This window comes from Nocardiopsis coralliicola, from assembly GCF_054779695.1.
Genome location: NZ_BAAGXT010000056.1, coordinates 1 through 26,304, shown reverse-complemented (window position 1 = coordinate 26,304; position 26,304 = coordinate 1). Strand labels below are relative to the sequence as shown.

Below are 26,304 nucleotides of genomic sequence, written 5' to 3'. Positions count from 1 at the left end.
GCCCCTGCGCGGGCGGGAGCGGGGCGGCCGCCGGGAGGCGGTCCGGTGCCCGCCCGCCCGGCGGTGCCGCCCGCACCGCCCTCAGCGGATAGCATCCGGGGCCGGGCGCATCCCGCGCAGCGCCGCGGACATCCGGCGGACCGGCGGCGCCGGGCGCCGCGGTGCACCGGCGGCAGCGCCCGCACGGCACGGCACACCGGCCCGCACGGTGCGGCGCCGCAGCGGTACAGCCCGCAGCGGACTGCGCCGCCGGGCCCGCAGCAGCGAGGGGAGCAGGCACATGGCGGCACGCAACGGGGGCGGCGACCGCGGGTTCCGCGGCGGCGGAGGCGCGCGCGGCCCGAAGGCGGGGGACCGCGAGATCACCGGAGTCCGCGACGCCGACCGGCTGGCCGACGAGCTCGGCCGGATGGACGGAGCCTCCTACGGCCGGTACAAGTCCCTCACCGGCGACTGGGACTTCGGCGACTTCACCCTCACCGTGGAGCGCGTCCAGGCCGACCCGTTCGCCCCGCCGTCCCGCATCGCCGTACACATCCCGGCCGCGACCGCCGGGCTGCCCGACGAAGCCTGGACCCACCCCGACCGGCGCCGCGCCACGGCCGACTACCTGGTGCGCACCGCCTACCGCGCGCTCAAGGGCGCCCGGCTGCGCATCGACGCCGGCGGCCAGCAGGTCGTCGCGCGCAATGCCGGCCGGATCGACGGCGGCGCCGTGGTCCTGCGGCTGGGCATCGAATTGCCCGGCCACGGGCGGCGCATCGACGGGCGGACCGCCCGCCGCGAGCTCACCGAACTGCTGCCCGAGATGGTCGACGCGCTGCGGTGGAGCGCCCTGGACACCGCTGAGGCGACCGCGTTCGCCGACGCCGTCGAGGACTCCGCTGCGCTGCGCAGCGCCCTCGCCGACCGCGGCCTCGTCGCGTTCGTCGCCGACGGCTCGATCCTGCCGCGCGCCAGCGGCATCAGCGACCGGCCGCTCACCGGCGGCGCCGTGCCGTTCCGCACGCCGGCCACGCTGCGCACCTCGGTCCGGCTCCCGCACGCGGGCGAGGTCGAGGGCATGGGCGTGCCGGAGGGCATCACCCTCATCGTCGGCGGCGGCTTCCACGGCAAGTCGACCCTGCTGCACGCACTTGAGCGCGGCGTCTACGACCACGTGCCCGGCGACGGCCGAGAGCTGGTCGCGACCCGCGCCGACGCCGTCAAGATCCGCGCCGAGGAGGGCCGCCGCGTCGAGCGCACCGACGTGAGCGCCTTCGTGCGCAACCTCCCGACCGGCGCCGACACCTCCGACTTCAGCACCGACAACGCCTCCGGATCCACCTCGCAGGCCGCCAACATCGCCGAGGCCCTGGAGGCCGGCTCCGGCGTGCTGCTGGTCGACGAGGACACCACCGCCACCAACCTGATGATCCGCGACGCCCGGATGCAGCGGCTGGTGCACGGCGACCGCGAGCCGCTCACCCCCTTCGTCGACCTGGTGCGGCCGCTCCACCGCGAACAGGGCGTCTCCACCGTGCTGGTGATGGGCGGCAGCGGCGACTACTTCGACGTCGCCGACCAGGTGGTCATGCTCGACGCCTACCGGCCCTCCGACGTCACCGAGCAGGCCCGGGAGCTGGCCGCGGAGCGCACCGACGCGCCGTTCCCGCCGCCCGCGGCGCGCAGCGCCGACCCGCGCTCGGTGGACGCCACCGCCCGCGGCCGGGTCCGGATCAAGCGGCGCGACATGGACGTGCTGACCTTCGGCGAGACCGAGATCGACGTCCGCGGCCTCACCCAGCTCGTCGACCCCGGCCAGCTGATCGGCGTCGGCCTGGCCCTGCGGCTGCTGGCCGGCGGCGGCCTGCTCTCCCAGGGCACCATCGCCGAGGCACTGGACGCCCTGGAGGAGCGGCTCGGCGACGACGGCGCCGCGGTCCTCGGCCGCGGCCACCCGGGCGACTTCGCGCTGCCCCGCCGGTTCGAGGTGGCCGGTGCGCTGAACCGGCTGCGCACCCTCCGCGTGCGGTGACGAAGCCGCCGGTCGCCGCCGTTCTGCGCCGCTGGTGCGTCGGCGGGCGCCCGGTACGCGTCGACTATCCTGGATCGCGGACCGGCCCCGCGGCGCAGCACACCGCCGCCCGCGCCGCGCCCGCAGTACCCGCAGCAAGAACGGAGACCGCTCCCGGTGCCTGATCCCGCAGACCTCTACACGCTCCGGCCCGGCGCCGACGCCGGCGGCGGATCGGTGATGCTCGTCCTGCTGGACGGCTACATCGACGCCGGGTCCGCGGGCAAGCAGGCCGGCGAAGCGCTGTTCGCCGCGTTCGACGCCGTCGAGGTCGCCGCGTTCGACGTCGACCGCCTGCTGGACTACCGGTCGCGCCGCCCGGTCATGACGTTCCTGGAGAACGCCTACACCGACTACAACCCGCCGCGCCTCTCGCTCTACCGGATGCACGACGAGGACGGCACGCCGTTCCTGCTGCTGCACGGTCTGGAGCCGGACCGCGAGTGGGAGCTGTTCAGCGCCGCGGTGACCGCGCTGGTCGAGCGGTTCGGCGTGGAGCTCACCGTCATGCTGCAGGGCATCCCGATGGCGGTGCCGCACACCCGCCCGGTCACCGCCACCGCGCACGCGACGCGGCCCGAACTGGTCGCCGCGCACACCCCCTGGATGGGTCGGGTGCAGGTTCCGGCCGGCGCCGGAGCGCTGCTGGAGTTCCGCCTCGGCGAGGCGGGGCACGACGCCGCCGGCTTCGCCGTGCACGTGCCCAGCTACCTCGCCCAGTCGGAGTACCCGCGGGCCGCGATCGCCGCCCTGGAGTACGCCGGCGGCGCCACCGGCCTCGCGCTGCCCTCGGAGCGGCTGGAGGCCGGCGCGGCCGAGACCGACGCCGAGATCGCCGAGCAGGTCGCCGACTCCGACGAGGTGCAGCGGGTCGTCGGCAACCTCGAACGGCAGTACGACGCATTCGTCACCGACCGGGAGACGTCGGACGCCACCTGGCCCGGCGACGAGTCGGCGCTGCCCACCGCCGAGGAACTCGGCGACGAACTGGAGCGCTTCCTCGCCGACCGCGAGCGCGGCGACTCCTAGCGTGCGGGCGGCGGCAGCCTGACTGCGCCACCCGCCCGACACACCGCGGCGGGACCGCCGCGCCGCCGCACCACACCACTACGCCCTCCCGCCGCAGGAGGGCCGGACACCGGGGACCGCCGTGCTCTACCAGCTGCTCTTCCACGCCGTCCTGCGCCGAATGGACGCCGAGACCGCGCACACGGCGAGCTTCACCGCCCTGCGCGCCGCCGCCGCGGTGCCCGGCGCGCCCCGCCTGGTGCGCCGCCTGCTCGGCCCGCGCCGGCCGGAGCTCCGCGTCACCGCGCTCGGCCGCACCTTCCCCGGGCCGCTCGGAATGGCCGCCGGGTTCGACAAGAACGCGGAGGGCCCGGTGGCGCTGACCGCGCTCGGCTTCGGCTTCGTCGAGGTCGGCACCGTCACCGCCGCGGCGCAGCCCGGCAACCCGAAGCCGCGCCTGCACCGGCTGACCGCCGACCGGGCGATCGTCAACCGGATGGGCTTCAACAACGGCGGCGCCGAGGCCGCCGCCGAGCGGCTGCAGGACCTGCGCGCCCGCGCGGCCGCCCGCGGCACCGCGGCGCCGCTGGTCGGCGTGAACATCGGCAAGACCAAGGCGGTGCCCGAAGAAGACGCCGCCGCGGACTACGCCGCCTCCGCCCGCGCCGTCGCCGGTGTCGCCGACTACGTGGTGGTCAACGTCAGCTCGCCCAACACGCCGGGCCTGCGCACCCTGCAGGCGGTCGACGCGCTGCGGCCGGTGCTGTCGGCGGTGCGCGGCGCCCTGGACGGCGCGGGCGCCACCGGCCTGCCGCTGCTCGTCAAGATCGCCCCGGACCTCGCTGACGGGGATGTGGACGCCGTCGCCGACCTCGCCCTGGAGCTCGGCCTGGACGGCATCATCGCCACCAACACCACGGTCTCCCGCAGCGGGCTCGCCTCCGAGCCGGACGAGGTCGAGGCGGCGGGCGGCGGCGGGCTGTCCGGCGCACCGCTCAAGGAGCGCTCGCTCGCCGTGCTGCGCCGCCTCCGCGCCCGGGCCGGCGACCGGCTGCTGCTCATCGCGGCGGGCGGTATCGAGACGCCGGAGGACGCCTGGGCGCGGATCCGCGCCGGGGCCACCCTCGTGCAGGGCTACACCGGCCTGATCTACGGCGGTCCGCTCTGGCCGCGCCGGATCCACACCGGCCTGGCCCGCCTCACCCGCGCCGCGGGCCTGCCCACCGTCCAGGACGCCGTGGGCGCCGAAGACGCTGAGCGCGCCGCAGGAGCGAAGGGCGCCGCCTAGGCGGCGCCGGCGCCCCGCCGTCCACCCGGAGCGGTCCGCGGCGGACAGCCGGGAGGGCCCGCCCCGCGGGCAGAGCGGCAGCGTTCGGCCCGGGCGCGGCTGCAACCGGGAGCCGGCGCAGCGCGTTCTGTGCCGGGCGCTCTGTGCCGGGAGGCCGGCCGGAGGGGTTCCGCCGGCCGCGGTGCCGCCGCGGTGCTCCGGCGGGCGGGGCCCGGCCCGCATCCGGTGCGGGGATGCGGGCGCGCAGCGGGAAGGCCGCGGGTGCGCCCGGGGCCGCGGGCGGGAACTGCGCCCGGTGAGCCGGCGCGGAGGCAGCAGCCGTCCGGTGTGCGGCGGCCCGGCAGCCATCAGGACGGCCGGGGGCACCGCCGCGGCACGGGGGCGTGCGGGTGGGCTCCGGGCCGCTCAGCGGGAGGCGGCGGCTGCGACGGGGAGCTCCGGGAGCTCGGCGCCGAGGAGGGGGCCGGTGAAGTGGCTGGGGCGGATGCGGACGCCGGTGACGCGCTCGGCCAGGGCCAGGACGGCGGCGGCCGGGTCGTCCGGTTCATCGAGGTCCATCAGGCCGACCGAGGACATCTCCGAAGCAAGCGCATCCGGGCGCGTGCCGCGCCGCTGCGCCGGGGTGCGGGCGTCGAAGAACGTGTGCAGGACACCGTCGACCACCCAGCGGAACTCATAGCGCAGGTCCATCCGGACCCGCACGGATACCAGCTCGGTGCCGGCCGACAGGGCGCGGTAGAAATCGGGGCGGACCGCGCGGCAGCCGGTCGGCTCGACGATGACGGTCCAGCCGTTGACGCACAGCGCGTGCGCCGTCTGCGGCGGCATGTCGTCGGAGCACATCCCCGCCTCAAGGGCGTCGGCCAGCGGCAGCGGGCGCAGCCGTTTCGGTGCGGCGCCGAGGCGCTCCAGACAGCCGGTCTTGTCCAGGTCGCGGACATAGGTCAGACAGAACGCCTCGGCGAGGTCCGGCTGGGCCTCTTCGAACCAGGCGTAGTCGGCTGCGCTCGCAGCGGCCATCGGCCTCTCCCTTCCCGGGTGGTGCGTGGTGCCCGCGCGGGGCGCCTCCTCCGGTGGGACGCGGAGGGCGCCGCCGGGGGTTCCCAGGCGGAATCGGGGCGCTTCCGGCGCCCGGCTCATGTGCGTTCTCGTGCCCACGGCGATCCAGACTACGCCGCTCGACGACCGGACATCACTCCCGCGCGAGGGCGGGTACCGTCATCTCAACCACACTGCGACCCCGCCGTAATCCGGCCCCGCGTCCGCCCTCGGCGAACCCCGGGGCAAACGGGTCGAACCCGCAGGTCGCCGCGGGTTTTACGCGGATCTTCCGCACCGCCTGCGGAGCCGGCTGCGGCTGTCCGCTTCCGGCCCCGCTGCGTACCGTGCGGACCCTGGCCCACTCTGCTCGCACCGCGGTGTGCGCCGCCGTGGCAGCACTGTCCCGCGGGCGGCTCCCGGACACACCCGCGCTCCCGCTGAGCGGGAGCGCGAGAGCCGGATCACATCGCCCCGCGGGGCCGGCGCTCCGCCGGATCCGCGCCTTGATGCGCTCCGGACCGGCGTGCGGCCGCCGCGCCCTCCTCGGGGGCCGGGCGGAACCGGCGGCGTCAGTCCTCCGGCGAAGCCGACGGAGACGGCGACGCCGAGGCCTCCGGCCGGGCGTCCTCGGCGCTCTTGTACTCCTTGCCCGGCTTCGTCTCGCCGAGCAGCGCGGAGACCGTCACCAGGGTGTAGCCCTCCTTGTCCAGCCGGTCCAGGATGTCCGGCACGGCGTCCACGGTCGTGTCGTGGATGTCGTGCATCAGGATGATCCCGCCGGGCGCCGCGCCCTCGACCGCGCGGTCGGCCACCGTGCCGGCCGAGCGGTCGCGCCAGTCGTTGGTGTCGACGTCCCAGATGATCTGGGACATGCCCAGGTCGGCGGTGACGTCGGCGACCGTGCCGTCGGTCGCGCCGTAGGGCGGCCGCATCAGGGTCGGGCGCGCCCCGGTCTCCCGGGCCACCAGCGAGCTGACCGGCGCCAGCTCCTCCTCGACGCCGCCCTTGTCGAGCGTGGTGAGGTCGGGGTGGCTCTCGGTGTGGTTGGCGATCTCGTGGCCCTCGGCGTAGGCGCGGCGCACCGTGGTCGGGTGCTCGCGCACCGGCTCGCCGGTCACGAAGAACGTCGCGTGCGCATCGTGCTCGGCGAACGCGTCGAGCACGTCGCCGGTCCGGCCGCCGGGGCCGTCGTCGAAGGTCAGCGCCAGGCACTTGGCCTTCTCGCCGGAGCAGTCGACGTCTTCGGCGCCCGGCTGGCCCGGGACCGCGGCCGGCTTGCCGCCGTCCTTGGGCGCCGCGGCGCCCTCCAACCGGAAGTCGCGGGTGACCTGGGTGGAGGCGGACAGGGCCCGCTCGCCGAACTCCGACAGCAGCGGCTCGGCCTCCTTGCGCGGCACGACCGCGCGCACCGGCTCGCCGTCCTCGCCGCCGGACAGCTGGCCGTCGTCGAATTCGGCGACCAGGTCGCCGCCGGGCGTGAAGCCCAGCGAGTCGTACATGCGCGCGATGGGGTAGAGGTCGCCGGTCTCGACCCCGTCCTCGTCCAGCTGCTTGGCGACGGCCTTGTGCAGCTCGGCCAGCTCGGCGTCGCCGGCGAGCAGTTCGCTGGCGTAGGCCGGGCGGCCCTCCTTGGCGTCGTACCAGTAGGTGGAGTAGGAGGTGCGCTTCCCCTCGGAGTCCTCCTCGTCCTGCACGAAGCGGACCCCGAGCACGTCGCCGCCGGCAGCGCTCAGCGCGCCCTTGATGGACAGCGACTTGGCCCCGGGGTTGGCGTCGACGAAGTCGTCGGCCTCGGTACCGGTGACGTCCTTGAGCCGTTCGGTGAACGGGTCGGCACCGGGCACCTTCGGATAGGCCACGTCGATGCTGACGTCGCCGTCGTCGGAGTCGGTCTCCTCGCCGAGGCCCGGCACCGTAGCCGGATCCACCTCGGTGATCGCGTCGGCGGGGCCGGCGGGCTTCTCCGGCGGGGACTCCTCGGTTCCGGATGCGTGCTCGCCGCCGCCGGGACTGCAGGCGCTGAGTGCGAGCGCAACGGCGGCGGCACCGAGAGCGGTGCGGCGGGCTGTGGTTGAGCGGTAGCGGATCACCTGGAGATCGTCTTCCTCACGTAGACGAACCTGGACCTCGCAGGATCATCGCACTCGGGGAAGGGGCGAAGCCGGGGAGCGAGGTCATGGGGAGGGAAAGCCTTGGGACGGGAAGGCCAAGCGGGCCCGGTCCCTGGACACCGAAACGGACCCACCTATACTTGCAGCCGCGATCGGTTCACGCACCGTACATCCGGTGGGTGTCGCAAGAGGGAACCCGGTGGGATTCCGGGACTGCCCCGCAGCGGTGAACGGGAACGAAAGCCGTCAAGAGCACTGGGCCAGGCGCCTGGGAAGCGACGGCCGGTAGATCCGGCACCGCCGAGCCCCTGACGGGCCCGGCGGAGCCCCGCCCGTGAGTCCGAATACCTGCCGGTCGCCCGGCGGCGCGCCCGCGCCGCCGGAGGTCGGTGCGCCCCGCGGGAGGGTGCGCGGACGGGCGGTGCGGTGTGCCGCGCCCGCGCCTTTCGCGGCGCCCGGGCGGCACCGGCCTCCCCGTCGTTCGCGCGCGCCCCGCTCCGGCGGCCGGCCGCAGGTCGATCGACGAGGGAGAGACGACACCAGAATGGTCTCCACCGCACACGGCTATCCGCGGATCGGACCCGACCGCGAACTCAAGAAGGCGTGCGAGTCGTACTGGGCTGGGCGCATCGGCGCCGCCGAGCTCGACGCCGTCGGCGCCCGCCTCCGGCGCGGCGCATGGGAGGACTTCCGCGCGGCCGGGATCGGCGCGATCCCGTCCAACACCTTCTCCTACTACGACCACATGCTCGACGCGGCGCTGCTGTTCGGCGCCGTCCCCGAGCGGTTCGGCCCGGCGCCCGAGGGCGACCGGGAGGCGGAACTCGCCCACTACTTCACCCTGGCGCGCGGCACCGGGGAGGTGCCGCCGCTGGAGATGACGAAGTGGTTCGACACCAACTACCACTACCTCGTCCCGGAACTCGGCCCGCAGACCCGGTTCCGGCTGGCCGGAACCAAGCCGATCGCGGAGTTCACCCAGGCGCGCGGGCTGGGCTTTGCTACCCGCCCGGTCCTGGTCGGGCCGCTCACCTTCCTCGCCCTGTCCAAGCCGGACAGCGGCGCTCCCGGTGACTGGAGCCCGTTCGCGCTCCTGGACGGCCTCGTCGCCGCCTACCGCGAGCTGCTGGCCGCGCTCGCCAACGCCGGCGCGGAGGCGGTCCAGCTGGACGAGCCGATCCTCGCCACCGACGAGGGCCGCCGGCGCACCGCCGAGCTCAGCCGCGCCTACACCGCGCTCGGCGCCCTCGGCACGCGTCCCGAGATCACCGTCTCCACCTACTTCGGCTCGATCGGCACCGCCGCACTGGAGGCCCTGAAGGACACCGCGGTGGAGCGCATCGGCCTCGACCTGGTGGCCGGGCCGGAGGCGGCGCGCGAGCTGGCCGCCGTCTCCGGGCTGGGCGGCAAGGCGCTCGTCGCCGGCGTCGTCGACGGACGCAACGTGTGGCGGACCGACGTCGCCGCGGCCCTGGCCACCCTCACCCCGCTGCTCGGCCTCGCCCGCGAGGTCGACGTGTCCACCTCCTGCTCGCTGCTGCACGTGCCGGTGGACCTCGAGGCCGAGACCGGCCTCGACCCGGCCCTCAAGGCCCGGCTGGCGTTCGCCCGGCAGAAGCTCGACGAGGTCGCACTGCTGGCCGGCGCACTCGACGGCGGCGGATCCGCCGGCGACCTGGCCAGGGCCCGGGAGCCGCTGCCGGAGCCGGCGGGCTTCCGCGACCCGCGGGTCCGCGCGCGCCTGGCGGCGCTCGGCAGCGGCACCGGGCGCGCCGAGGAGCGGCGCGGCGCCCGGGGCGCGGGACTGCCGCCGCTGCCCACCACCACCATCGGCTCCTTCCCGCAGACCGAGGACATCCGCAAGGCCCGCGCCGAGCACCGTGCCGGGAGCATCACCGGCGCCGAGTACGAGGCGCGGATGCGCGCCGAGATCGACTCGGTGATCGCACTGCAGGAGGACATCGGCCTGGACGTGCTCGTGCACGGTGAGCCGGAGCGCAACGACATGGTGCAGTACTTCGCCGAGCGGCTGGGCGGGTTCACCACCACCGCGAAGGGCTGGGTGCAGTCCTACGGATCGCGGTGCGTGCGCCCGCCGATCCTGTACGGCGACGTCAACCGGCCCGCGCCGATGACCGTCGAGTGGGCGCGCTATGCCCAGTCGCGCACCGACAAGCCGGTCAAGGGCATGCTCACCGGCCCGGTCACCATCCTCGCCTGGTCCTTCGTCCGCGGCGACCAGCCGCTCGCCGAGACCGCCCGCCAGGTGGCGCTCGCGCTGCGCGACGAGATGGTGGACCTGGAGCAGGCCGGAATCCGGCACATCCAGGTCGACGAGGCCGCGCTGCGCGAGCTCCTGCCGCTGCGCGAGGAGGAGCGCCAGGAGTACCTCGACTGGGCGGTCGGCTCGTTCCGGCTGGCCACCGGCGCGGCCGGCGCGGGCACCACCGTGCACACGCACATGTGCTACTCCGAGTTCGGCACCATCGTGGGCGCGATCGAGGCGCTCGGCGCCGACGTCACCAGCGTCGAGGCGGCGCGCTCCCGGATGGAGCTCGTCGGCGACCTGGAGCGGTCCGGGTACCGGCGCGGCATCGGCCCGGGTGTCTACGACATCCACTCCCCGCGGGTGCCGAGCACCGATGAGGTCGCCGAGGCGCTGCGCACCGCGCTGCAGGGCGTCCCGCCGGACCGGCTGTGGGTGAACCCGGACTGCGGACTGAAGACCCGCGGCTACGCCGAGGCGGAGCCGGCGCTGCGCAACATGGTCGCGGCGGCGCAGCGGGTCCGCGCGGAACTGGCGGACTGACCGCCCGCCCGCCGGTGCGCAGCGCACCGGCAGGCCCCGGGGGAGCGCCCCGGGAACGGCGAAGGCCCCCTCCCGCCGGCCGTGCGGCCGGCGGGAGGGGGCCCTGCTGCGTGCGGTGCGCGGGAAGGGCGGCCGCGGCGCCGTCAGGCGCCGAGCAGCCCCAGCGACTCGGAGCCGAGGTCGTTCATCATGTCCTCGACATCCTCGAGCTTCAGCGGCGCGGGGGCGTCGTCCGGAGCGTCGAAGCCGTTGCTCATCATCAGCTGGACCTTGACGTTGACGTTGCCGTCGCGGACCAGCACGGTGGCCACCGACTGGTTGCCGACGATCTCCTGCGTCGAGAAGACGAGCACCGCCTCCTCGCCGAGGTTGACCTCCTCCTGGTTGTGCACCTCGGTCGGGATGATGTCGCTGCTCTCATCCGTCTCGTAGTCGAGGTTGTCCTTGAAGTCGGTCTTGGCGCCCTCAACCGAGTCCGCGCCGCCGTAGGGCACCTGGTACTCCACCGAGACGGTGCCGTACAGGTCGCCCTCGCCCTCCGCGGACAGCGTGCAGGAGGAGCGGCTGTCGGTCAGCGACTTGGAGCCGTCCGACAGCTCGTACTTCTGCATCGTCTCCTCGGAGAACGCGGCGCACGGGTCGTCCGGCAGCGCGTAGGGCGGTTCGCCCTGGGCGCCGCCGCCACCGCCGCCGCCGGCCTCCGTGGACGGCTCCTCGCTCGGCGACGCCTCGGGCGAGGCGCCGCCACCGCCGGCCTGCGGCTCCTCGCCGCCGCCGCGGAAGAGCACGACCACGACCGCGACGATGAGGAGCACGATCACCAGGCCGCCGCCGATGACGATGTACAGCCCGGCGTTGCTCTTCTTCGGCGGCGGATAGCCGGGGGCGCCGCCGGCCGGGCCCGGAGGCTGTCCGGGGCCGTAGGGGGGCTGGCCCGGTGCGCCGCCGTACATCGGCTGCGGCGGTCCCGGCGGGGGCGGCCCCGGCGGGGGCCCCTGCGGCGGCATTCCGGGCGGCCCCGGCGGGTACGGGCCCTGCTGCGGGCCCGTCCCATAGGGGGACTGGAAATTGGGCTGGCCTCCGCCCGGAGTGCCGTCGCCCTCCTGCGGGTTGTGCGGCGGCTGGCCGTACGGTCCGTTGTCGCTCATTGCTCCCCTCGCGCCACCTGCGTATCCGAACGATTCCTGAGACGCGCACGGGCGCGTTCATGGTTCCCGCGGTCCGGACGGAGTCCGCAGGGCACTCGCGTGCCGTGCAGGAGCCGATCGTTCGGTGCGGGTCCGGCCACTGCACGCTCACCGGGGTCCGGGGTGCAGCGGGGCCGGGTATCGAATCGTAGCGACCGGGAGTGTCCCGGCCGATAGCGCCCTGATCGCTCGACGCGCGCACCGACACCGTTCCGTGCCCCTGTCGTGACGAACCAGAGCGAAGCGGGCGCAGGTGGGCACACGTATGCACATGGGCGCCCCTCCATGCTGACGCGGCTGCCGCCGTGCGTCCGCACTCGGCCGCTGATCGTTGCCGTAATGAGACGCCTCCGGGGATAGATTCCCCAGTACAGCGACGACGGGAGGCGGTGCAGTGTCCCGACGACCACCAGGCCCCGGCGACGGCCCGGAAGCAGCGGTGTCCGTGCAGGCGGGCGCGTCCGGCAGCGGGCCGGCGCGCAAGCGCGGCGACCCCCGCCACGGCCCGCCCCGGCACGGCTTCTGGGCGTGGTTCCTCTTCATCGCGGCCGTGGCCGCGGTGCTCTCCGTCACCGGCGGCTGCATGGCGATGATGTATGCCCCGGTCTTCGGCGGCGGCTGAGCTCCGGCGGCTGCACCGCCGGCGTCGGCGCAGTACGCGGTAGGTGCGGCCGGCGCTGCGGCGGCCGCCTGCCGGATCTGAGCGCCGCCGGCCTCCGGCCGCTTCCGGCCAGGACCGGCTGCGGCCCTGCCCGACTGCCGCCGCGGCCGGCGCCCGTGCCGGTGCTGCCGTGCGCCGCCGCGGGGGCGCAGCAGGAGAGAGAAGCCGTCCGGGCCACCCTGCGTCCGACCGGCCCGCCGCCCGCCCGGCGCCCCTGCGGGGTGTGTTCCGCCCGCATCCAGTCCGCCGAGCGGCTGCCGGACGGCGCGCGGCCGCAGGCTCAGGGGGGCGCCGCGCAGCCGCTGCCCCGCTGGGGGCGGCGGCTGTTCGCGGCCGCCGTGCACGCCTGGAGCGCGCGGACACCGCCGGGGGCCGTGGCCCCGGAGTACTCGGGAGGGTTCAGGGCGCGGTGTCCGGGCCGGGGGAGTGCGTGCGCGGGGCCCTCCGCGCACCGGCCGTGCGGAAGCAGCGCGGCCGGAGCCGGACGGTCAGAACATCGAGATGTGCACGTGGTCGAAGTGGTTCTCGGTGATGCTGCCGCGGTCGGACATGTCCCGCCAGCCCTCGTCGTCGCGGCGGATGTCCCAGATCTTCTGCTGGTAGATGATGTACATGATGCCGAGGCGGTCGGCGTTCTCCTGGGCCCACGCGGCGATCTCGTCGCCGTGCTCCTGCTGCTCCTCACTGGGCATCTGGCCGTTCTTGTCGACCATGAAGTCGCAGGCGCGCCCCTTGGGGTGCTCCCCGACCACGAAGCCGCCCTCGGCCCGGTAGCAGCCCACGCCGCCGTGCTTGGTGTTCTCGCCGAACTCCTCGGTGATGACGTCGCGCATCTGCCGGGTGCGCGGGGTGAGGTTGTCCGGCGGCCCCATCTCCTGCTGCGGGTGGTCGGCGATCAGCCCCTGGACCTCCTCGCGGCGGCCCTCCAGCTCGTCCAGGTCCTCCTGGACCGAGTCCGCCTTCTCCTGGGCGTTGTCGCGCGCCTTCTCGTCGCGCCCGATCGCCTGCTCCAGCGAGTCGATCCGCTCCTGGTGGTTGCTGGAGAGGTGCCCGACCAGCTGCGCCTGGTCGATCAGCTGCTGGGGGTCCTCCTCCACGAAGATCGCCAGCGACGGGTCGATGCCGCCGCTGGTGTAGGAGGCGATCGCGAGCTGCTGCACCTGCTCGCGCGCCGAATCGACCTCGTCCTGGGTCTTGTCCGCGCGCTCCTGCGCCTTCTCCGCGTCCTCGAAGACGCCCTCCATGTCGCGCAGTTCGCCGTTGTACTCCTCACTCAGTGCATCGGCGCGGTCCTGCAGCTCGGAGAGGCTCTCCGCGGGCACGGGCGCGGCGGCCGCCGAGGGGGCGCCCAGCAGCCCCGCGAGCACGGCGCCGGCGAGAGCGGCGCGGGCCGCCGCGGTCAGCGCGGGACGGGTCCGCGGCGCGTCGCGCAGCTCGGGCGGGCAGGGCGGGTCGGGCGCCCAGAAGTCGGCGTAGGCGTCGGCACGGGCGCCGCGCGGTTCGCCGGATGGCACGCGGTCGGGCAACACGGGTCGGTGGTCTCCTCGGGATCGGCCACGGCCGCGGGCGCCGCGGAGGCCGGGAGGAGGGTACCGGGGCGGGCCGTGTGCGAAGGGCGCGGGCGCCGCAGCGCGGACCCGCACGCCTTCCGAAGGGTAGATGCACGGTCGTCGCGCTGCCAACGCGCTCCCGTTGTGTGGTGGATCTAACGCCCGATTCCTCCCCGAAAGGGGCGCGCAGTCCAGGACCGTGTGGTCCAATGTCGGCGTGGACTCCATCGAACTCGGCGGCTTTGCCCAGCGCGCATTCGCGCTCGCCTGCCGGCCGTGCCCCCAGGGGCGCCGCCCGGCCCGCGGCTGCTGTCCGATGTCGCTCTCCGCCTGACCCCCCCGCGCTCCGCGCATCGCGGCGCCCCGCCTGACCTGCCCGTCCGGCCGCGCGCCGCCGCACACTCCGACGCTCCCCGTTGCACCATGCACTGACGTGGGCGACGTGCGCCGAGCGGACCTTCCGACGCCGCGGCATGGCCCGCGGATCTGATGATGAGGTGTCCCGTGATTGAAGCTGTGGGCCTGCGCAAGGTCTATCCGCCGAGGAGCAGCCTGCTCCGCGGCCGGGATCCCGGCGGCGGGGTGACCGCCCTGGACGGGGTCGACCTGCACGTTGCGGCGGGCGAGGTGTTCGGTGTCGTCGGGCAGAGCGGCGCCGGCAAGAGCACCCTGCTGCGCTGCATCAACCTGCTCGAGCGGCCCACCGCGGGCACCGTGCGGGTGGACGGCCGGGAGCTCACCGCGCTCAGCGGGCCGGAGCTGCGCAAGGCCCGCGGCGGCATCGGCATGGTGCACCAGCACTTCGCGCTGCTCTCCTCGCGCACGGTCGCCGCCAACATCGCCTTCCCGCTGGAGATCGCCGGGGTCCCGCGCGCCCGCCGCACCGCCCGGGTGGGCGAGCTGCTCGATCTGGTCGGCCTCTCCGACAAGGCCCGGTCCTACCCGGCGCAGCTGTCCGGCGGCCAGAAGCAGCGGGTCGGCATCGCCCGCGCGCTCGCCTCCGACCCCGCGGTCCTGCTCAGCGACGAGGCCACCTCGGCGCTCGACCCGGCGACCACCGAGTCCATCCTCGCCCTGCTGCGCGAACTCAACCGCGAGCTCGGCCTGACGATCCTGCTGATCACCCACGAGATGGACGTCATCAAGCGGATCTGCGACTCCGCCGCGATCATGGAGGACGGCGCCTTCCGCGAGTCCGGCCGGGTGCTCGACCTCATCGGCACTCCCGGGTCGCTGCTCGCCTCCTCGCTGTTCCCCCTGCCGGCCACCGGCGACCCGGACGCGGTCGCACTCACCTACCCGCGCGCCTACGACGAGCCGCTGATGAGCGAGGTCACCCGGCGCTTCGACGTCGACGTGAACGTGATCGGCGGCGCCGTGGAGGAGGTGGCCGGCGCGTCCGTCGGCCGGCTCAACGTGCAGGTGCGCGGCGAGCGCCGGGACGCCGCCCTGCGCTTCCTCGCTGAGAAGGGCCTGATCGTGCAGGAGGCCGCCCGATGACTGTCCTCGACGAACTCGCCCGCCGCTGGCCGGAGATGTCGGAGGTGCTCTGGTACGGCACCCTGGACACCCTCTACATGGTGCTGTGGGCGACCCTGTTCACCATCGTCTTCGGCCTGCCGCTGGGCATGCTGCTGGTGACCACCGACCGCGGCGGCCTCACCCCCGCGCCGGCGGTCAAGGCGGTGCTCAGCACCATCGTCAACGTCGGCCGCTCACTGCCGTTCATCGTGCTCATGGTGGCGGTGCTCTCGCTGACCCGGTTCCTCACCGGTACCACCCTCGGCCCGACCGCGGCCATCGTGCCGCTCAGCATCGGCGCCGTCCCGTTCTTCGCCCGGCTGGTCGAGACCGCCGTGCGCGAGGTCGACCGCAGCGTCGTCGAGGCAGCCCAGGCGATGGGTGCGCGCAAGACCACCGTCGTGGGCAAGGTCCTGCTGCCCGAGGCGCTGCCCGGCATCATCGCCGGCCTGGTGATGACCATCGTCGCGCTCGTCTCCTACTCGGCGATGGCCGGCGCCATCGGCGGCGGCGGACTCGGCGACATCGCGATCCGCGAGGGCTACCAGCGCTTCGACGACTACTACCTGTGGGCCACGGTGATCCTGCTGGTCATCGTCGTGCAGATCGCCCAGAGCCTCGGAGACTTCACCATCCGCCGGGTCTCGCACCGCTAGCGCGGCCCGCCACCGGCACCACCACCACGAAGGAGCACTAACGTGCGCAGCACAGCACTGGCGACCCTTGCGGCGGCGTCCCTCGCGGCGACGGCCACCGCCTGCGGCGCCCCGAGCGAGCAGGCGCAGGACTCCGGCGGCGACGGGGACCTGACCCAGATCACCGTCGGCGCCACCCCCGTCCCGCACGCCGACGTCCTGAAGTTCGTCCAGGAGGAGCTCGCGGCCGACGCCGGGCTGGACATCCGGATCGAGGAGTTCACCGACTACAACCAGCCCAACGCGGCGCTGGTCGAGGGCGAGCTGGACGCGAACTACTTCCAGACCGTGCCCTTCCTCGAGGACTACCTCGCGAGCAACGAGGACGCCGATCTGACCTACGTCGACAACGTCCACCTGGAGGCGTTCGGCCTCTACGCCCAGGACGTCTCCGACGCCGCAGACATCTCCGACGGCGCCCAGGTCGGCGTGCCCAACGACGCCGCCAACCTGGGCCGCGCCCTGCACCTCCTGGCCGACCAGGACCTGATCACCCTGGCCGACGACGCGGGCGAGAACGCGAGCGAGTCCGACATCGAGGAGAACCCGCGCAACCTGGAGATCGTGCCGACCGAGGCGGCGCAGCTGCCGCGCTCACTGGCCGACCTGGACGCGGCCGCGATCAACGGCAACTACGCCATCGAGGCGAACCTCGCGGAGAGCGCGAACGCGCTCGCCTTCGAGTCCACCGAGGACAACCCCTACGGCAACGGGCTCGTCGTGCGCACCGAGGACGCCGACTCCGAGGCCGTCGCCACCCTCGACGAGCTGCTGCACAGCGACGAGGTGCAGCAGTACATGGAGGACACCTGGGACGGGGTGGTCATCCCGCTCGGCGGCGGCGCCGGCGGGGAGAGCCCCGCGGACGAGGGCGGCGAGTAGCCGCCGGCCGCCGGAACCGCCAACCGGCCCCGCGCCCCGCCCCGCGGCGGAGCGCGGGGCCGCGTGCTGTCCGGGGGCGCGCGGCCGGCCGCGCCGCGGCGGCGGGCGCCGCCGGGGCCGGCAACAGGGGCTGAGCAGTGCGGACGCCGAAGCCGGCCCTGCTGCGGGGGAGCGGGGGCCGCATCCCGTGCCGTAACGGTCCGGTAACCGGCGCCGCCGTGGGGATTGACGCGGGGCCGCCGGTGCCGTGCACTGTGTGGGAGCGCTCCCATCGCACCCCTGACCCCCCGAGATGCGAGGCCCCATGTCAACCAGACGCATACCGACCGCCCGCGCCGGCCGCCGGCGCGGACCGCGCGCCGCCGCCGCGACCGCCACCGCCGCGGTCCTCCTCGCCGCCACCGCCGCCTGTGCGGGAGGGGACGAGGGCGGCGACGTCACCCTCACCATCGACACCTTCGGCGTGATGGGCTACGAGGACCTCCTCGCCCAGTTCGAGGAGGAGCACGGCATCGCGGTCGAGGAGCGCAACATCACCGATGTCGCCGACTACACCGCACAGCTCCAGCAGAACATCGCCGCGGACAGCGGCGCCGGCGACGTCGTCGCCATCGAAGAGGCCAACATCGCGCAGTACATGCTGCAGGAGGACTCCTTCGTCGACCTCGCCGAGCACGGCGCCGGCGACCTCAAGGGCGACTTCCTCGAGTGGAAGTGGGAGATGGGGGTGTCGCAGGAGGGCAGCGTGGTCGGCCTGGGCACCGACATCGGCGGCCTCGGCATGTGCTACAACACCGGCCTGTTCGAGGAGGCCGGGCTGCCCACCGACCGCGAGGAGGTCGGTGAGCTCTGGCCCACCTGGGAGGAGTACGCCGAGGTCGGCGAGGAGTTCGACGGCTCCGGCGCCGACGGGCACTTCATCTCCACCGTCCAGCCGCTCTTCCGGGTGCTCACCTCCCAGGCCGGCGGCGAGCCGTTCCAGGACCGCGCGGGCGAGCTGACACTCGCCGACAACGCCGACACCCGGGACGCCTACGACACGGTCGCGTCGCTGTCCGACCTGTCCGCGGCGCTGCCGATCTGGTCGGACGAGTGGAACGCCGCCATCCAGGACAACGCGTTCGCCACGATGCCCTGCCCGGCGTGGATGCTCGGCCACATCGAGAGCACGGCCGGCGACGCCGGCGAAGGCCAGTGGGACGTGGCCGCGGTGCCCGGCGGCTCCGGCAACTGGGGCGGCTCCTACCTGGCGGTGCCCGCGCAGAGCGAGCACCCCGAGGAGGCCGCCGAGCTGGCGAAGTTCCTCACCAGCCCGGAGGGCCAGCTCGGTGCCTGGGAGGAGGCGAACACGCTGCCGTCCTCCCCGGAGGCCCTGGAGTCGGACGCCGTCACCGACTACACCCGCCCCTACTTCAACGACGCGCCGGTCGGCGCCATCTTCGGCGGTACCGCGATGGAGCTGGAGCCGGTCTACTACGGCCCGGACACCCAGGCCGTCGACGACGCGTTCCGCGCCGCCATCGAATCGGTCGAGCAGGGCCAGGCGACGGCCGAGGAGGGGTGGGAGACGGCGGTCTCCGAGAGCGAGCGGGCGGCGGGATGAGCCGCACCTCCGCACCCGCGGAGCCCGGGCGGCGCGGCACCGGCCGCGCCGCCCCGGCCCCCGGGCCCGCCCGGCACCGGCCGCGCTGGCGCACCACCGCCGACACCAAGGCCGCGCCGTACGCATTCATCGCGCCGTTCTTCCTGCTCTTCGGCGTCTTCGGGCTGTTCCCGCTGCTCTACACGGCGTGGGTCTCGCTGCACGAGTGGAGCCTGATCGGCGGCAACGAGGGCTTCGTCGGCCTGGACAACTACGCCGCCCTGGTCGTCGACGCGAAGTTCTACAACGCGCTGCTGAACACGCTCGGCATCTTCGCCATCGCGATCGTGCCGCAGCTGCTGGCCGCGCTGCTGCTGGCCGATCTGCTCAACCGGGCGATCCGCGGCCGCGGGTTCTTCCAGATGGCCGTGGTGATCCCCTACGTCACCTCCATCGCGGCGATGGCCATCGTCTTCAGCAGCCTGTTCGGCACCGAGTACGGCATGGTCAACCAGTTCCTCGGCCTGTTCGGGATCGACCCGGTGAACTGGCGCGGCGGCCGGCTCTCCTCGTGGACCGCGATCGCGGTGATGATCGACTGGCGGTGGATCGGCTACAACACGCTCATCTACCTCGCCGCGATGCAGTCGGTGCCCAAGGACCTCTATGAGGCGGCAGCGCTCGACGGCGCCTCCCGCCTCCGGCAGTTCTTCCAGATCACCATCCCGATGCTGCGGCCGACCATCCTGTTCACCGTCATCATCTCCACCATCGGCCAGATGCAGCTGTTCACCGAGCCCGCGGTCTTCGACACCGGCGGCGCCCTGTCCGGCGGCACCCAGGGCCAGTTCCAGACGGTGATGATGCTCGTCTTCCAGGAGGCGTTCCGGTACGGCGACTACGGCTACGGCGCCGCAATCTCGTGGGTGCTCTTCCTGATCATCGTGGTGCTGGGGCTGGTCAACATCGCCCTCACCAGCCGGATCAAGGGGGCGCAATGACGACCACCGCAACCACCGCCCCGGCGCGCCGCGGCGGTACCGGCGGCGGCCGGCCCACCGCCGGCCGCGGCCCCGGGGAACCGGGTCCGCTGCGGCGGCTGCGCAACGCCGCGCCGCTCACCTACGCCGCGCTGCTCTTCACCGTGCTGCTCTCGGTCTTCCCGCTGTGGTGGATGTTCGTCATCGCCACGCGGACCACCGCCGACGTGGCGCGCTTCCCCCCGGTGCTGCTGCCCGGCGGCGAGTTCGGCGCCAATACCGGTCGGCTCTTCTCGAACGAGGCCGCGAACTTCCTGCTGGGGCTGGCGAACTCGCTGCTGGCCTCGACCACGGTGGCGGTGTCCGTCGTCTTCTTCTGCTCGCTGGCCGGCTTCGCGCTCGCCAAGCTGAAGTTCCGCGGCCGCAGCGCGGCCACCGTGGCCGTGGTGGTGACGATGGCGGTGCCGGTGCAGGTCGGCATCATCCCGCTGCTGGTCCTGATGGACTTCCTCGGCTGGCGCGGCGACCTGCAGGCCGTCATCGTGCCGTTCCTGGTCAGCGGGTTCGGGGTGTTCATGATGCGGCAGTACGTCGCGCAGGGGATCCCGGACGAGCTGCTGGAGTCGGCCCGGATCGACGGCTGCTCCACGTTCCGCATCTTCTGGAGCATCGTGCTGCCGGCGCTGCGCCCGGCGATGGTCGTCCTGGGGCTGCTCACCTTCATGCAGACCTGGAACGAGTTCATCTGGGCGATCGCGGTGCTGAGCCCGGACAACCCCACCGTCCAGTTCTCCATCAACCAGCTCAACGAGTCCTCCTACGCCCGCGACTTCTCCCTCATGTTCACCGGAGCCGCCTACGCGACGCTGCCCCTGCTCCTGCTCTTCGTCGTCCTCGGCCGCCAACTCGTCGGCCGCATCATGGAAGGTGCCATCAAGGCATGAGTTCGACGCACCCGGCCCGCAACGGGGCCGCGCCCGCCCTCTTCCCCGAGGACTTCCTCTGGGGGGCCTCCACCTCCGCATTCCAGATCGAGGGCGCCACCGGCGCCGACGGCCGCGGGCCGAGCATCTGGGACACCTTCGCCGCTAAGCCCGGCGCGGTCCGCGACGGCGACACCGGTGAGCCCGCCGCCGACCACTACCGGCGCTGGGCCGAAGACGTCGCGGTGATGCGCGGGATGGGACTGTCCGCCTACCGGTTCTCCCTGTCCTGGCCGCGGATCCAGCCGGACGGCTCCGGTGCGCTCAACCAGGCGGGGCTCGACTTCTACGACCGGCTGACCGACGGGCTCCTCGCCGCGGGCATCGAACCCTGGCCGACCCTCTACCACTGGGACCTTCCGCAGGCCCTGGAGGACGCCGGCGGCTGGCCGGTCCGCGACACGGCGCTGCGCTTCGCGGAGTTCGCCGGGCACGCCGCCGAGCTGCTCGGGGACCGGATCGCCAACTGGACCACGCTGAACGAACCGTGGTGCTCGGCGTTCCTCGGCTACGCGGCCGGCGTGCATGCGCCGGGCCGCACCGAGCCCGCCGCATCCCTGGCGGCGCTGCACCACCTGATGCTCGGACACGGCCTCGCCGCCGAGGTGCTGCGGGGCCTTCCGGGGCAGCCCCGGATCGGCCTGGTGCACAACGAGACCCAGTTGCTGCCCTACCGCGCCACCGTGGACGACCTCGATGCCGCCCGCCGCGCCGACGGAGCGCGCAACCGGGTCGTCACCGGTCCGCTGCTGCACGGGGCCTACCCGCCGGACCTGGTCGAGGACCTGGACCGGGCCGGGGTGAGCGACTTCGGCTTCGTCGCCGACGGCGACCTGGGGCTGATCGGCGCGCCGATCGACCTGCTGGGGGTGAACTTCTACCAGCCGCACCGGGTCGCCGCCTCCGCCGAGGGGGTCGATCCCGAGCTGGTGGAGGACGGCGGCGACGTCAGCGCGCTGGTGGGCTGTGCGCCGGCGGTCATGGTCCACCGCGGCCTGCCGCAGACCGGGATGGGCTGGGAGATCGACCCGGCGGGGCTGTACGCGGTCCTGTCCCGGCTCGCCGGCGAGGCGCCGGGGGTCGACCTCTACGTCATCGAGAACGGGGCCGCCTACCCGGACGAGGTCACCGGCGGCGCGGTACACGACGCCGAGCGGACCGCCTACCTCGACCTCCACATCCGCGCGGTGCACCAGGCGGTGCGGACCGGGATCCCCGTGCGCGGCTACTTCGCGTGGTCCCTGCTGGACAACTTCGAGTGGGCTTGGGGATACTCCCAGCGGTTCGGTCTGGTGCACGTCGACTACGCGACGCAGCGCCGGACGGTCAAGGACAGCGGGCACTGGTACGCCGGCGTAGTCAAGGCCGGCGGCATCACCGGCGCCGGATAGCCGTCCGCCGGACCGCACGCCGGTGCGTCCGTGCGCCCGCGCACTCTGCCGGGGGCCGGTCGGCGGCCTGCAGCGCCGACCGGCCCCCGGTGTGCTGTCCGCGTGCGCCGGCGGCCGCCCCCGGCCCGCACCGGGCCGCGCTGGGCAGGCGCGGGCAGGACGAGCCGCGAGGGCTGCCCCGGATGGACGCCGGGCGGCTGCGGCCGGGGAGCGGGCGGAGGGGCAGGAAGGGCCGGGCGCATGCGCGCCGGCGGCACCGGGGGCCGTCATCCCCGGATCGCGCATTCGGACCGCGGGCCGAAGCCGCGGCACCGTGCTCCGGTTGCCGCGCGCGGTGCAGCGGTGACACTGGTTGTGGAGGGCCGAGTATGGAGAACGAGCGCAGGCCGACCCTGGAGGCGGTGGCGCGCCGGGCCGGTGTCGGCCGCGGCACCGTATCCCGGGTGATCAACGGCTCTGCGCGGGTGAGCCCGCGCACCCGCCAGGCCGTGCTCGACGCCGTCGACGCGCTGGGCTACGTGCCCAACCGCGCGGCGCGGACACTCGTCACGCGGCGCACGGATACCGTCGCGCTCGTCGTCTCCGAGCCGGAGGAGCGGCTCTTCGCCCAGCCCTTCTTCGCCGACATCGTGCGCGGCGTCAGCGCTGTGCTCACCGAGCGGGGGCGGCAGCTGCTGCTGGCCACCGCGCGCACCCGCGCCGACCACGAGCGGCTCGGCGACTACCTCGCCGGCGGCCACGTCGACGGCGTGCTGCTGGTCTCGCTGCACACCGACGACCCGCTGCCCGAGCGGCTGGCCTCGGCCCGGGTGCCCTACGTGCTCGGCGGCCGCCCGCTCCATCCGCCGCGGGACGCCGCGCACTGCGTCGACATCGACAACGTCGGCGGCGCCAGAAGCGCCGTGCAGCACCTCGTCGCGGCCGGCCGCCGGCGGATCGCGACCATCGCCGGCCCCCCGGACATGGCGGCCGGAGCCGACCGGCTGACCGGCTACCGCGCCGCGCTGCGCGACGGCGGGGCCGGGGCGCCGCTGGTGGCGCGCGGCGACTTCAGCAGCGCGAGCGGAGCCCGCGCGATGCGCGAACTCCTCGGCGGCGCGCCCGACCTCGACGCCGTGTTCGCCGCCTCCGACGACATGGCGCTGGCGGCGCTGCGCGAACTGCGCGCGGCCGGGCGCCGGGTCCCGGACGATGTCGCGCTGGTCGGCTACGACGACTCCGCCGCCGCGGCCGGTGCCGATCCGCCCCTCACCACCGTGCACCAGCCCGCCCGCCGGATGGGCGGCGAAATGGCCCGCGCCCTGCTCGACCGCGCAATCGAAGGCGCACCGCCCGACTCCCTCGTCCTCGACACCCGCCTCGTCATCCGCACCTCCGGCTGACGGCGCGCCGCGCGGCAGCGGGCGGGACCGCCGTTGCCCGGCCGGGCTGCCCGGACCGCGCTATCCGGGTGCCCGCTGCAGCGGGACAACCGGGGCAGGAGCACTGCGATCGGGTGCCCGGCCGCCTTGTGCCGCTGGCACGGGCCGGCGGCGCAGCGCCGGGAGCCGGCGCGGTTCCGGCGGGAGCGTGTGCCGCTGCGGGTGCAGCGGACGAGCGGGGACGGTCCCGCGAGCGATGCGGTCGGGTGTGTGCGCCGTTCGCCCCGCGATGGCGCCCATCCGAACCGCCAAGGGGGCGGTGTCTGCGCCCCGCGCTGGGCCGCATATGGCGTGCGCACCGGCGGTCCCCCGGCGGAGCGCACGGAGGCGGGGACACCGTCCGCGGGACCGTGTGCACCGGGCGGGTGGGCCGTGTTCGCCGCGAGCGGTGCCGGAGTGCGTTCGGATCGGCGGAGCCGGGGCTGCCCCGCCCTCTCGGCGGTGGCGCGCGGAGAACGCCGCGAGGGGCGCGCCGGGGCGGCGCGCAGTAGGACAGTTGTCCACGAAACGCGCCCTAGACGGCCGGTCACGCGCTGTGCGACCCTGAGCACGCCCGCGCGGCAGCGGGGGCGCGGGAGGAGGCGGACGGCAATGCAGGAGCACCGTTCCGTCGCGCCCGGCGCGCGCCCCGTCGGGCCGCCGGCGGCGCACTGCGCAGTCGAGCACTGCCGCGCCTGCGCCCGGGACGGCGTCCCCTGCCGGTTCTGCAGCGGCTCCGGGGTCTGGAGTCCGCAGCGGCCGTGCACCGACGCCAACGGCGCCATCGAGTGGGTCAGCACCGACGAGGACTGCCGCATGTGCGCCGGAACCGGCCGCGAGCACGCCCTCCCCCCGGACACGGCCGAGACCCGGCGATAGTCTCAAGCTGCCCGGCCGCTGCACCGGGGCCGTCTCCAGCGCGGATGCTGTGCGTGTCCGCTCGGCCGCTGCGGCACCGCCGCGCGCCGGCGCTCCGGAGAGAGCTGCCCGGGAAGCCGCGGCGGGCGGGCAGACATCCTCCCGGCGGGACAGCCGGCCGGGCGGCAACCACACAGGGACGGGGGAGTTGCGGCGTGCGCTGGGTCACCTATCTGTCGCCGAGCGGCGGCACGGAGCGGAGCGGCATCGTCGACGACGGCTGCGTCCACGGCCATCCGGGCGGCATCGGGCTGTTCCAGTTGCTCGACGGCGATCCCGCCGAGGTCGCCGCCGCCCGCGACCGGGCGCTGGACGCACCGGTCGAGATCATCGTCGAGTTCGAGACGCGGCTCTGCGCGCCGGTCCGCCCGGACGCCGCCGTCCCGGTGCGCACCGCCGAGGGCCCCGGAACCGCCCTGGTCGCGCCCGAGCTGATCCGCGGCACCGACGACGGAGTCCCCGCCGGCGGCAGCTTCGTGGGCGGGCTGCGCGCCGCTGTCGGCGCCGCAGCGCTGCACGGTGCGTCCGGCCGGCTGCTCGGCTGCACCGCCGTGTGCCTGTGGACCGCGCCGGGCACGCCGGACCCCGTGGCCCTGACCGTCGGGCCCGCCGTCGTCACCCCGGACGAGCTGGACGGACCGCTGGCCGTCCGCGCCGAGTCCGAAGGCGGCGGAGCGGCCGCCGCCATCGACCTCGCCGACCTGGCCGGCGCCCCGGGAGTCCTGACCGCGGCCGTCGGCGCCCCCAGTCCCGTGCTGGCGCCCGGCGGTGAACTCTCCGTCGACGCCGGGCCCCTCGGCGAATACGAGATCCGCCTCGGCGAAGGGTACTGACCGGCTCCGCGGCCGGACGGCGGAGCGAGCGCGGCGGCCGCCGCGCAGGCGAGGGCGGGATCCGGCCCGGCCGGACCGCGCTGCCGCGCTGCCGGACGCACGCGCGGCCGGTGCCGATGCGCCGGCACCGGCCGGGCGTGTTGGGTGGACGACTGTCCTGCGGTGCGCCGCCCTGGCGCGCCCCTCGCGGCGCTCTCCCCTCCTCGAGGAGGACAACCCGCCCTGACCCCCTCGCCGGCCGTGCGGCGGGTGACGCCACACGCCCGGCACGCCCTGGATCGTTGACGGGAACGTGTGTCCCGCCCAGCGGCCGTCAGCGGCCGGCGACCGCTGGGCCGGGGTGCCGGTCAGCCGGCCGGGCCCGATCGCCGCGATCCGCTGGCACACCCCGGCCCGCAGCCCCCAGCGGTGCGGCCGCCATGGCGCTCCCGCCGAGGTGGCTCTTCAGCGTTCCGGTCACCGCCCCGACCCGCCGGCGCCACCAGCCCGGGAACACCTCACCTCCGTGTCCGCAGCTGGCCCACCGGCCTCCCCGCAGTGATCGAGCGGGTCAGGGCTGGTACTCCCAGTGCCAGGGCTCGAAACCGCCGCGGGCCCACTCGGGGTTGTGCCAGCCGTGGTCGGGGGCGTTGGCGAGCATCCACTCGTGCTCGCCGGACCCGGTGGACTCCACGCCGCCGCAGAGGTCGACGGCGGTACCGAGGCCGTGGGTGCTGGTGCCGGGATCGGCCGCCATCCCCGCCTCCATGTCCCGGAACAGCCGCTCCTGCTCGTCCAGCGGCCGGTAGGAGTCGGTCACGCAGAGGCCGCGGCCGAACTCGGCGGAGAACGCCGAGTCCAGCTCGCGGAAGGCGGCCGCGGCGTCGGCCCGCAGCATCTCGCCCGGCTGGTCGAGCGGGCAGAGTTCCTCCTCCGGGATCTTGCCGTTGGGGTGCCCGGAGACCGATCCGGGGTCGCAGCCGTCGCCCGAGGAGGCCTGGCGTGCCAGGGGCGGCGCCGGATCGGCGGGCTCCAGAGCGGCGAGTTCGGCTTCCAGCTCGGTCTGGCGCTCCAGCAGCCCGGCGAGGGCCCCGCGCCTGCCGTCCAGGGCCTGCTGCGCGTCGGTGCGCGCCTGATCGGCGTCGTCGGCCGCAGCGCGCCGCCGGTCCACCGCATCGGCGGCGGTGCCGGCGGCGGCTTCCGCGGCGACCGCCTCGGCCTGGGCCCGGTCGAGGTCGGCGCCGCGGTGCTCTGCCAGCAGCGCCAGATAGGACGACCGGTCCAGCGCCTCCTGCGGCCCGCGCGGCGACAGCCACGCGGTGAGCGGCCCGGTGTCGGCGCCGGTGTAGGCGGCGAGCGCCTGCCCGGCGGCGCCGCGCCGGGAAGTCGGAGGCCAAGCGGTCTTAGGAAGACAACGAATGCAACCAAC

General features: G+C 74.8%; 20 protein-coding genes and 1 riboswitch. Of the genes, 15 read left to right on the top strand and 5 right to left on the bottom strand.

The window, feature by feature from the left end:
• Positions 1-280 precede the first annotated feature (280 nt).
• The 3 genes from ACYVGT_RS25370 to ACYVGT_RS25360 all read left to right on the top strand — a co-directional run bounded on the left by ACYVGT_RS25370 (position 281) and on the right by ACYVGT_RS25360 (position 4,352).
• Positions 281-2,017, top strand: a complete 1,737-nt coding sequence (locus tag ACYVGT_RS25370; protein ID WP_460862923.1) for an ABC-ATPase domain-containing protein — start codon at positions 281-283, stop codon at positions 2,015-2,017.
• 156 nt (positions 2,018-2,173) lie between these two features.
• Positions 2,174-3,085, top strand: coding sequence for a proteasome assembly chaperone family protein (locus ACYVGT_RS25365; RefSeq protein WP_460862922.1), 912 nt, complete (start codon positions 2,174-2,176; stop codon positions 3,083-3,085).
• Positions 3,086-3,206: 121 nt separating this feature from the next.
• Positions 3,207-4,352: a quinone-dependent dihydroorotate dehydrogenase gene (locus ACYVGT_RS25360; protein WP_460862921.1), complete on the top strand. Its 1,146-nt coding sequence runs from the start codon at positions 3,207-3,209 to the stop codon at positions 4,350-4,352.
• Positions 4,353-4,757: 405 nt separating this feature from the next.
• On the opposite strand, the gene ACYVGT_RS25355 is transcribed toward ACYVGT_RS25360, so the two are convergent.
• Together ACYVGT_RS25355 and ACYVGT_RS25350 are read right to left on the bottom strand one after the other, a co-directional pair.
• Positions 4,758-5,372 (bottom strand): DUF6461 domain-containing protein, encoded by a 615-nt coding sequence (locus ACYVGT_RS25355; RefSeq protein WP_460862920.1) that lies wholly within the window; start codon positions 5,370-5,372, stop codon positions 4,758-4,760.
• A 590-nt stretch (positions 5,373-5,962) separates the two neighbouring features.
• Entirely contained in the window at positions 5,963-7,483 is a 1,521-nt protein-coding gene (locus ACYVGT_RS25350) for a polysaccharide deacetylase family protein (RefSeq protein ID WP_460862919.1), read from the bottom strand.
• Between the two features lie 157 nt (positions 7,484-7,640).
• A riboswitch (cobalamin riboswitch) is annotated at positions 7,641-7,874 on the top strand.
• 174 nt (positions 7,875-8,048) lie between these two features.
• On the opposite strand from ACYVGT_RS25350, the gene metE reads away from it, so the two are divergent.
• Positions 8,049-10,313, top strand: a complete 2,265-nt coding sequence (gene metE, locus ACYVGT_RS25345) for a 5-methyltetrahydropteroyltriglutamate--homocysteine S-methyltransferase (protein ID WP_460862918.1) — start codon at positions 8,049-8,051, stop codon at positions 10,311-10,313.
• 143 nt (positions 10,314-10,456) lie between these two features.
• On the opposite strand, the gene ACYVGT_RS25340 is transcribed toward metE, so the two are convergent.
• Positions 10,457-11,461, bottom strand: coding sequence for a DUF3558 domain-containing protein (locus ACYVGT_RS25340; RefSeq protein ID WP_460862917.1), 1,005 nt, complete (start codon positions 11,459-11,461; stop codon positions 10,457-10,459).
• A gap of 478 nt (positions 11,462-11,939) precedes the next feature.
• Here ACYVGT_RS25340 and ACYVGT_RS25335 point away from each other — a divergent pair, with 478 nt between their 5' ends.
• Positions 11,940-12,122, top strand: a complete 183-nt coding sequence (locus ACYVGT_RS25335; RefSeq protein WP_460862916.1) for a hypothetical protein — start codon at positions 11,940-11,942, stop codon at positions 12,120-12,122.
• A 527-nt stretch (positions 12,123-12,649) separates the two neighbouring features.
• On the opposite strand, the gene ACYVGT_RS25330 is transcribed toward ACYVGT_RS25335, so the two are convergent.
• Positions 12,650-13,690 carry a coiled-coil domain-containing protein gene (locus tag ACYVGT_RS25330; protein ID WP_460862915.1) on the bottom strand — a complete coding sequence of 347 codons (1,041 nt, stop codon included), beginning with the start codon at positions 13,688-13,690 and terminating at the stop codon, positions 12,650-12,652.
• Between the two features lie 537 nt (positions 13,691-14,227).
• Between ACYVGT_RS25330 and ACYVGT_RS25325 the strand changes: the two genes are divergently transcribed.
• The 10 genes from ACYVGT_RS25325 to ACYVGT_RS25280 all read left to right on the top strand — a co-directional run bounded on the left by ACYVGT_RS25325 (position 14,228) and on the right by ACYVGT_RS25280 (position 24,896).
• Positions 14,228-15,211 carry a methionine ABC transporter ATP-binding protein gene (locus tag ACYVGT_RS25325; protein ID WP_460862933.1) on the top strand — a complete coding sequence of 328 codons (984 nt, stop codon included), beginning with the start codon at positions 14,228-14,230 and terminating at the stop codon, positions 15,209-15,211.
• Positions 15,208-15,888, top strand: coding sequence for a methionine ABC transporter permease (locus ACYVGT_RS25320; RefSeq protein ID WP_460862914.1), 681 nt, complete (start codon positions 15,208-15,210; stop codon positions 15,886-15,888). Before ACYVGT_RS25325 ends, ACYVGT_RS25320 begins: the two co-directional genes overlap by 4 nt.
• Positions 15,889-15,930: 42 nt before the next feature.
• A complete protein-coding gene (locus tag ACYVGT_RS25315; protein ID WP_460862913.1) occupies positions 15,931-16,809 on the top strand; it encodes a MetQ/NlpA family ABC transporter substrate-binding protein in 879 nt (292 codons plus the stop codon).
• Positions 16,810-17,113: 304 nt separating this feature from the next.
• On the top strand, positions 17,114-18,412 hold the full coding sequence (locus ACYVGT_RS25310) for an extracellular solute-binding protein (protein WP_460862912.1): 1,299 nt from the start codon (positions 17,114-17,116) through the stop codon (positions 18,410-18,412).
• Positions 18,409-19,392, top strand: coding sequence for a carbohydrate ABC transporter permease (locus tag ACYVGT_RS25305; RefSeq protein WP_460862911.1), 984 nt, complete (start codon positions 18,409-18,411; stop codon positions 19,390-19,392). The genes ACYVGT_RS25310 and ACYVGT_RS25305 overlap by 4 nt, the downstream gene beginning before the upstream one ends.
• On the top strand, positions 19,389-20,315 hold the full coding sequence (locus ACYVGT_RS25300; RefSeq protein WP_460862910.1) for a carbohydrate ABC transporter permease: 927 nt from the start codon (positions 19,389-19,391) through the stop codon (positions 20,313-20,315). The genes ACYVGT_RS25305 and ACYVGT_RS25300 overlap by 4 nt, the downstream gene beginning before the upstream one ends.
• Complete coding sequence (locus tag ACYVGT_RS25295) at positions 20,312-21,745, top strand: GH1 family beta-glucosidase (protein ID WP_460862909.1); 1,434 nt, start codon at positions 20,312-20,314, stop codon at positions 21,743-21,745. Before ACYVGT_RS25300 ends, ACYVGT_RS25295 begins: the two co-directional genes overlap by 4 nt.
• A gap of 368 nt (positions 21,746-22,113) precedes the next feature.
• A complete protein-coding gene (locus ACYVGT_RS25290) occupies positions 22,114-23,127 on the top strand; it encodes a LacI family DNA-binding transcriptional regulator (protein ID WP_460862908.1) in 1,014 nt (337 codons plus the stop codon).
• Positions 23,128-23,757: 630 nt separating this feature from the next.
• Positions 23,758-24,024: a hypothetical protein gene (locus ACYVGT_RS25285; protein ID WP_460862907.1), complete on the top strand. Its 267-nt coding sequence runs from the start codon at positions 23,758-23,760 to the stop codon at positions 24,022-24,024.
• A gap of 194 nt (positions 24,025-24,218) precedes the next feature.
• Complete coding sequence (locus tag ACYVGT_RS25280; RefSeq protein WP_460862906.1) at positions 24,219-24,896, top strand: hypothetical protein; 678 nt, start codon at positions 24,219-24,221, stop codon at positions 24,894-24,896.
• Positions 24,897-25,446: 550 nt separating this feature from the next.
• Here ACYVGT_RS25280 and ACYVGT_RS25275 read toward each other — a convergent pair.
• A partial coding sequence (locus ACYVGT_RS25275) for a M15 family metallopeptidase (protein ID WP_460862905.1) occupies positions 25,447-26,304 on the bottom strand: 858 nt, incomplete at its 5' end.

Coding starts and splice junctions, on each gene's coding strand:
- ACYVGT_RS25370 (WP_460862923.1), top strand. CDS start 281: ATGGCGGCACGCAACGGGGGCGGCGACCGCGGGTTCCGCGGCGGCGGA.
- ACYVGT_RS25355 (WP_460862920.1), bottom strand. CDS start 5,372: ATGGCCGCTGCGAGCGCAGCCGACTACGCCTGGTTCGAAGAGGCCCAG.
- metE (WP_460862918.1), top strand. CDS start 8,049: ATGGTCTCCACCGCACACGGCTATCCGCGGATCGGACCCGACCGCGAA.
- ACYVGT_RS25340 (WP_460862917.1), bottom strand. CDS start 11,461: ATGAGCGACAACGGACCGTACGGCCAGCCGCCGCACAACCCGCAGGAG.
- ACYVGT_RS25320 (WP_460862914.1), top strand. CDS start 15,208: ATGACTGTCCTCGACGAACTCGCCCGCCGCTGGCCGGAGATGTCGGAG.
- ACYVGT_RS25310 (WP_460862912.1), top strand. CDS start 17,114: ATGTCAACCAGACGCATACCGACCGCCCGCGCCGGCCGCCGGCGCGGA.
- ACYVGT_RS25305 (WP_460862911.1), top strand. CDS start 18,409: ATGAGCCGCACCTCCGCACCCGCGGAGCCCGGGCGGCGCGGCACCGGC.
- ACYVGT_RS25300 (WP_460862910.1), top strand. CDS start 19,389: ATGACGACCACCGCAACCACCGCCCCGGCGCGCCGCGGCGGTACCGGC.
- ACYVGT_RS25295 (WP_460862909.1), top strand. CDS start 20,312: ATGAGTTCGACGCACCCGGCCCGCAACGGGGCCGCGCCCGCCCTCTTC.
- ACYVGT_RS25290 (WP_460862908.1), top strand. CDS start 22,114: ATGGAGAACGAGCGCAGGCCGACCCTGGAGGCGGTGGCGCGCCGGGCC.
- ACYVGT_RS25285 (WP_460862907.1), top strand. CDS start 23,758: ATGCAGGAGCACCGTTCCGTCGCGCCCGGCGCGCGCCCCGTCGGGCCG.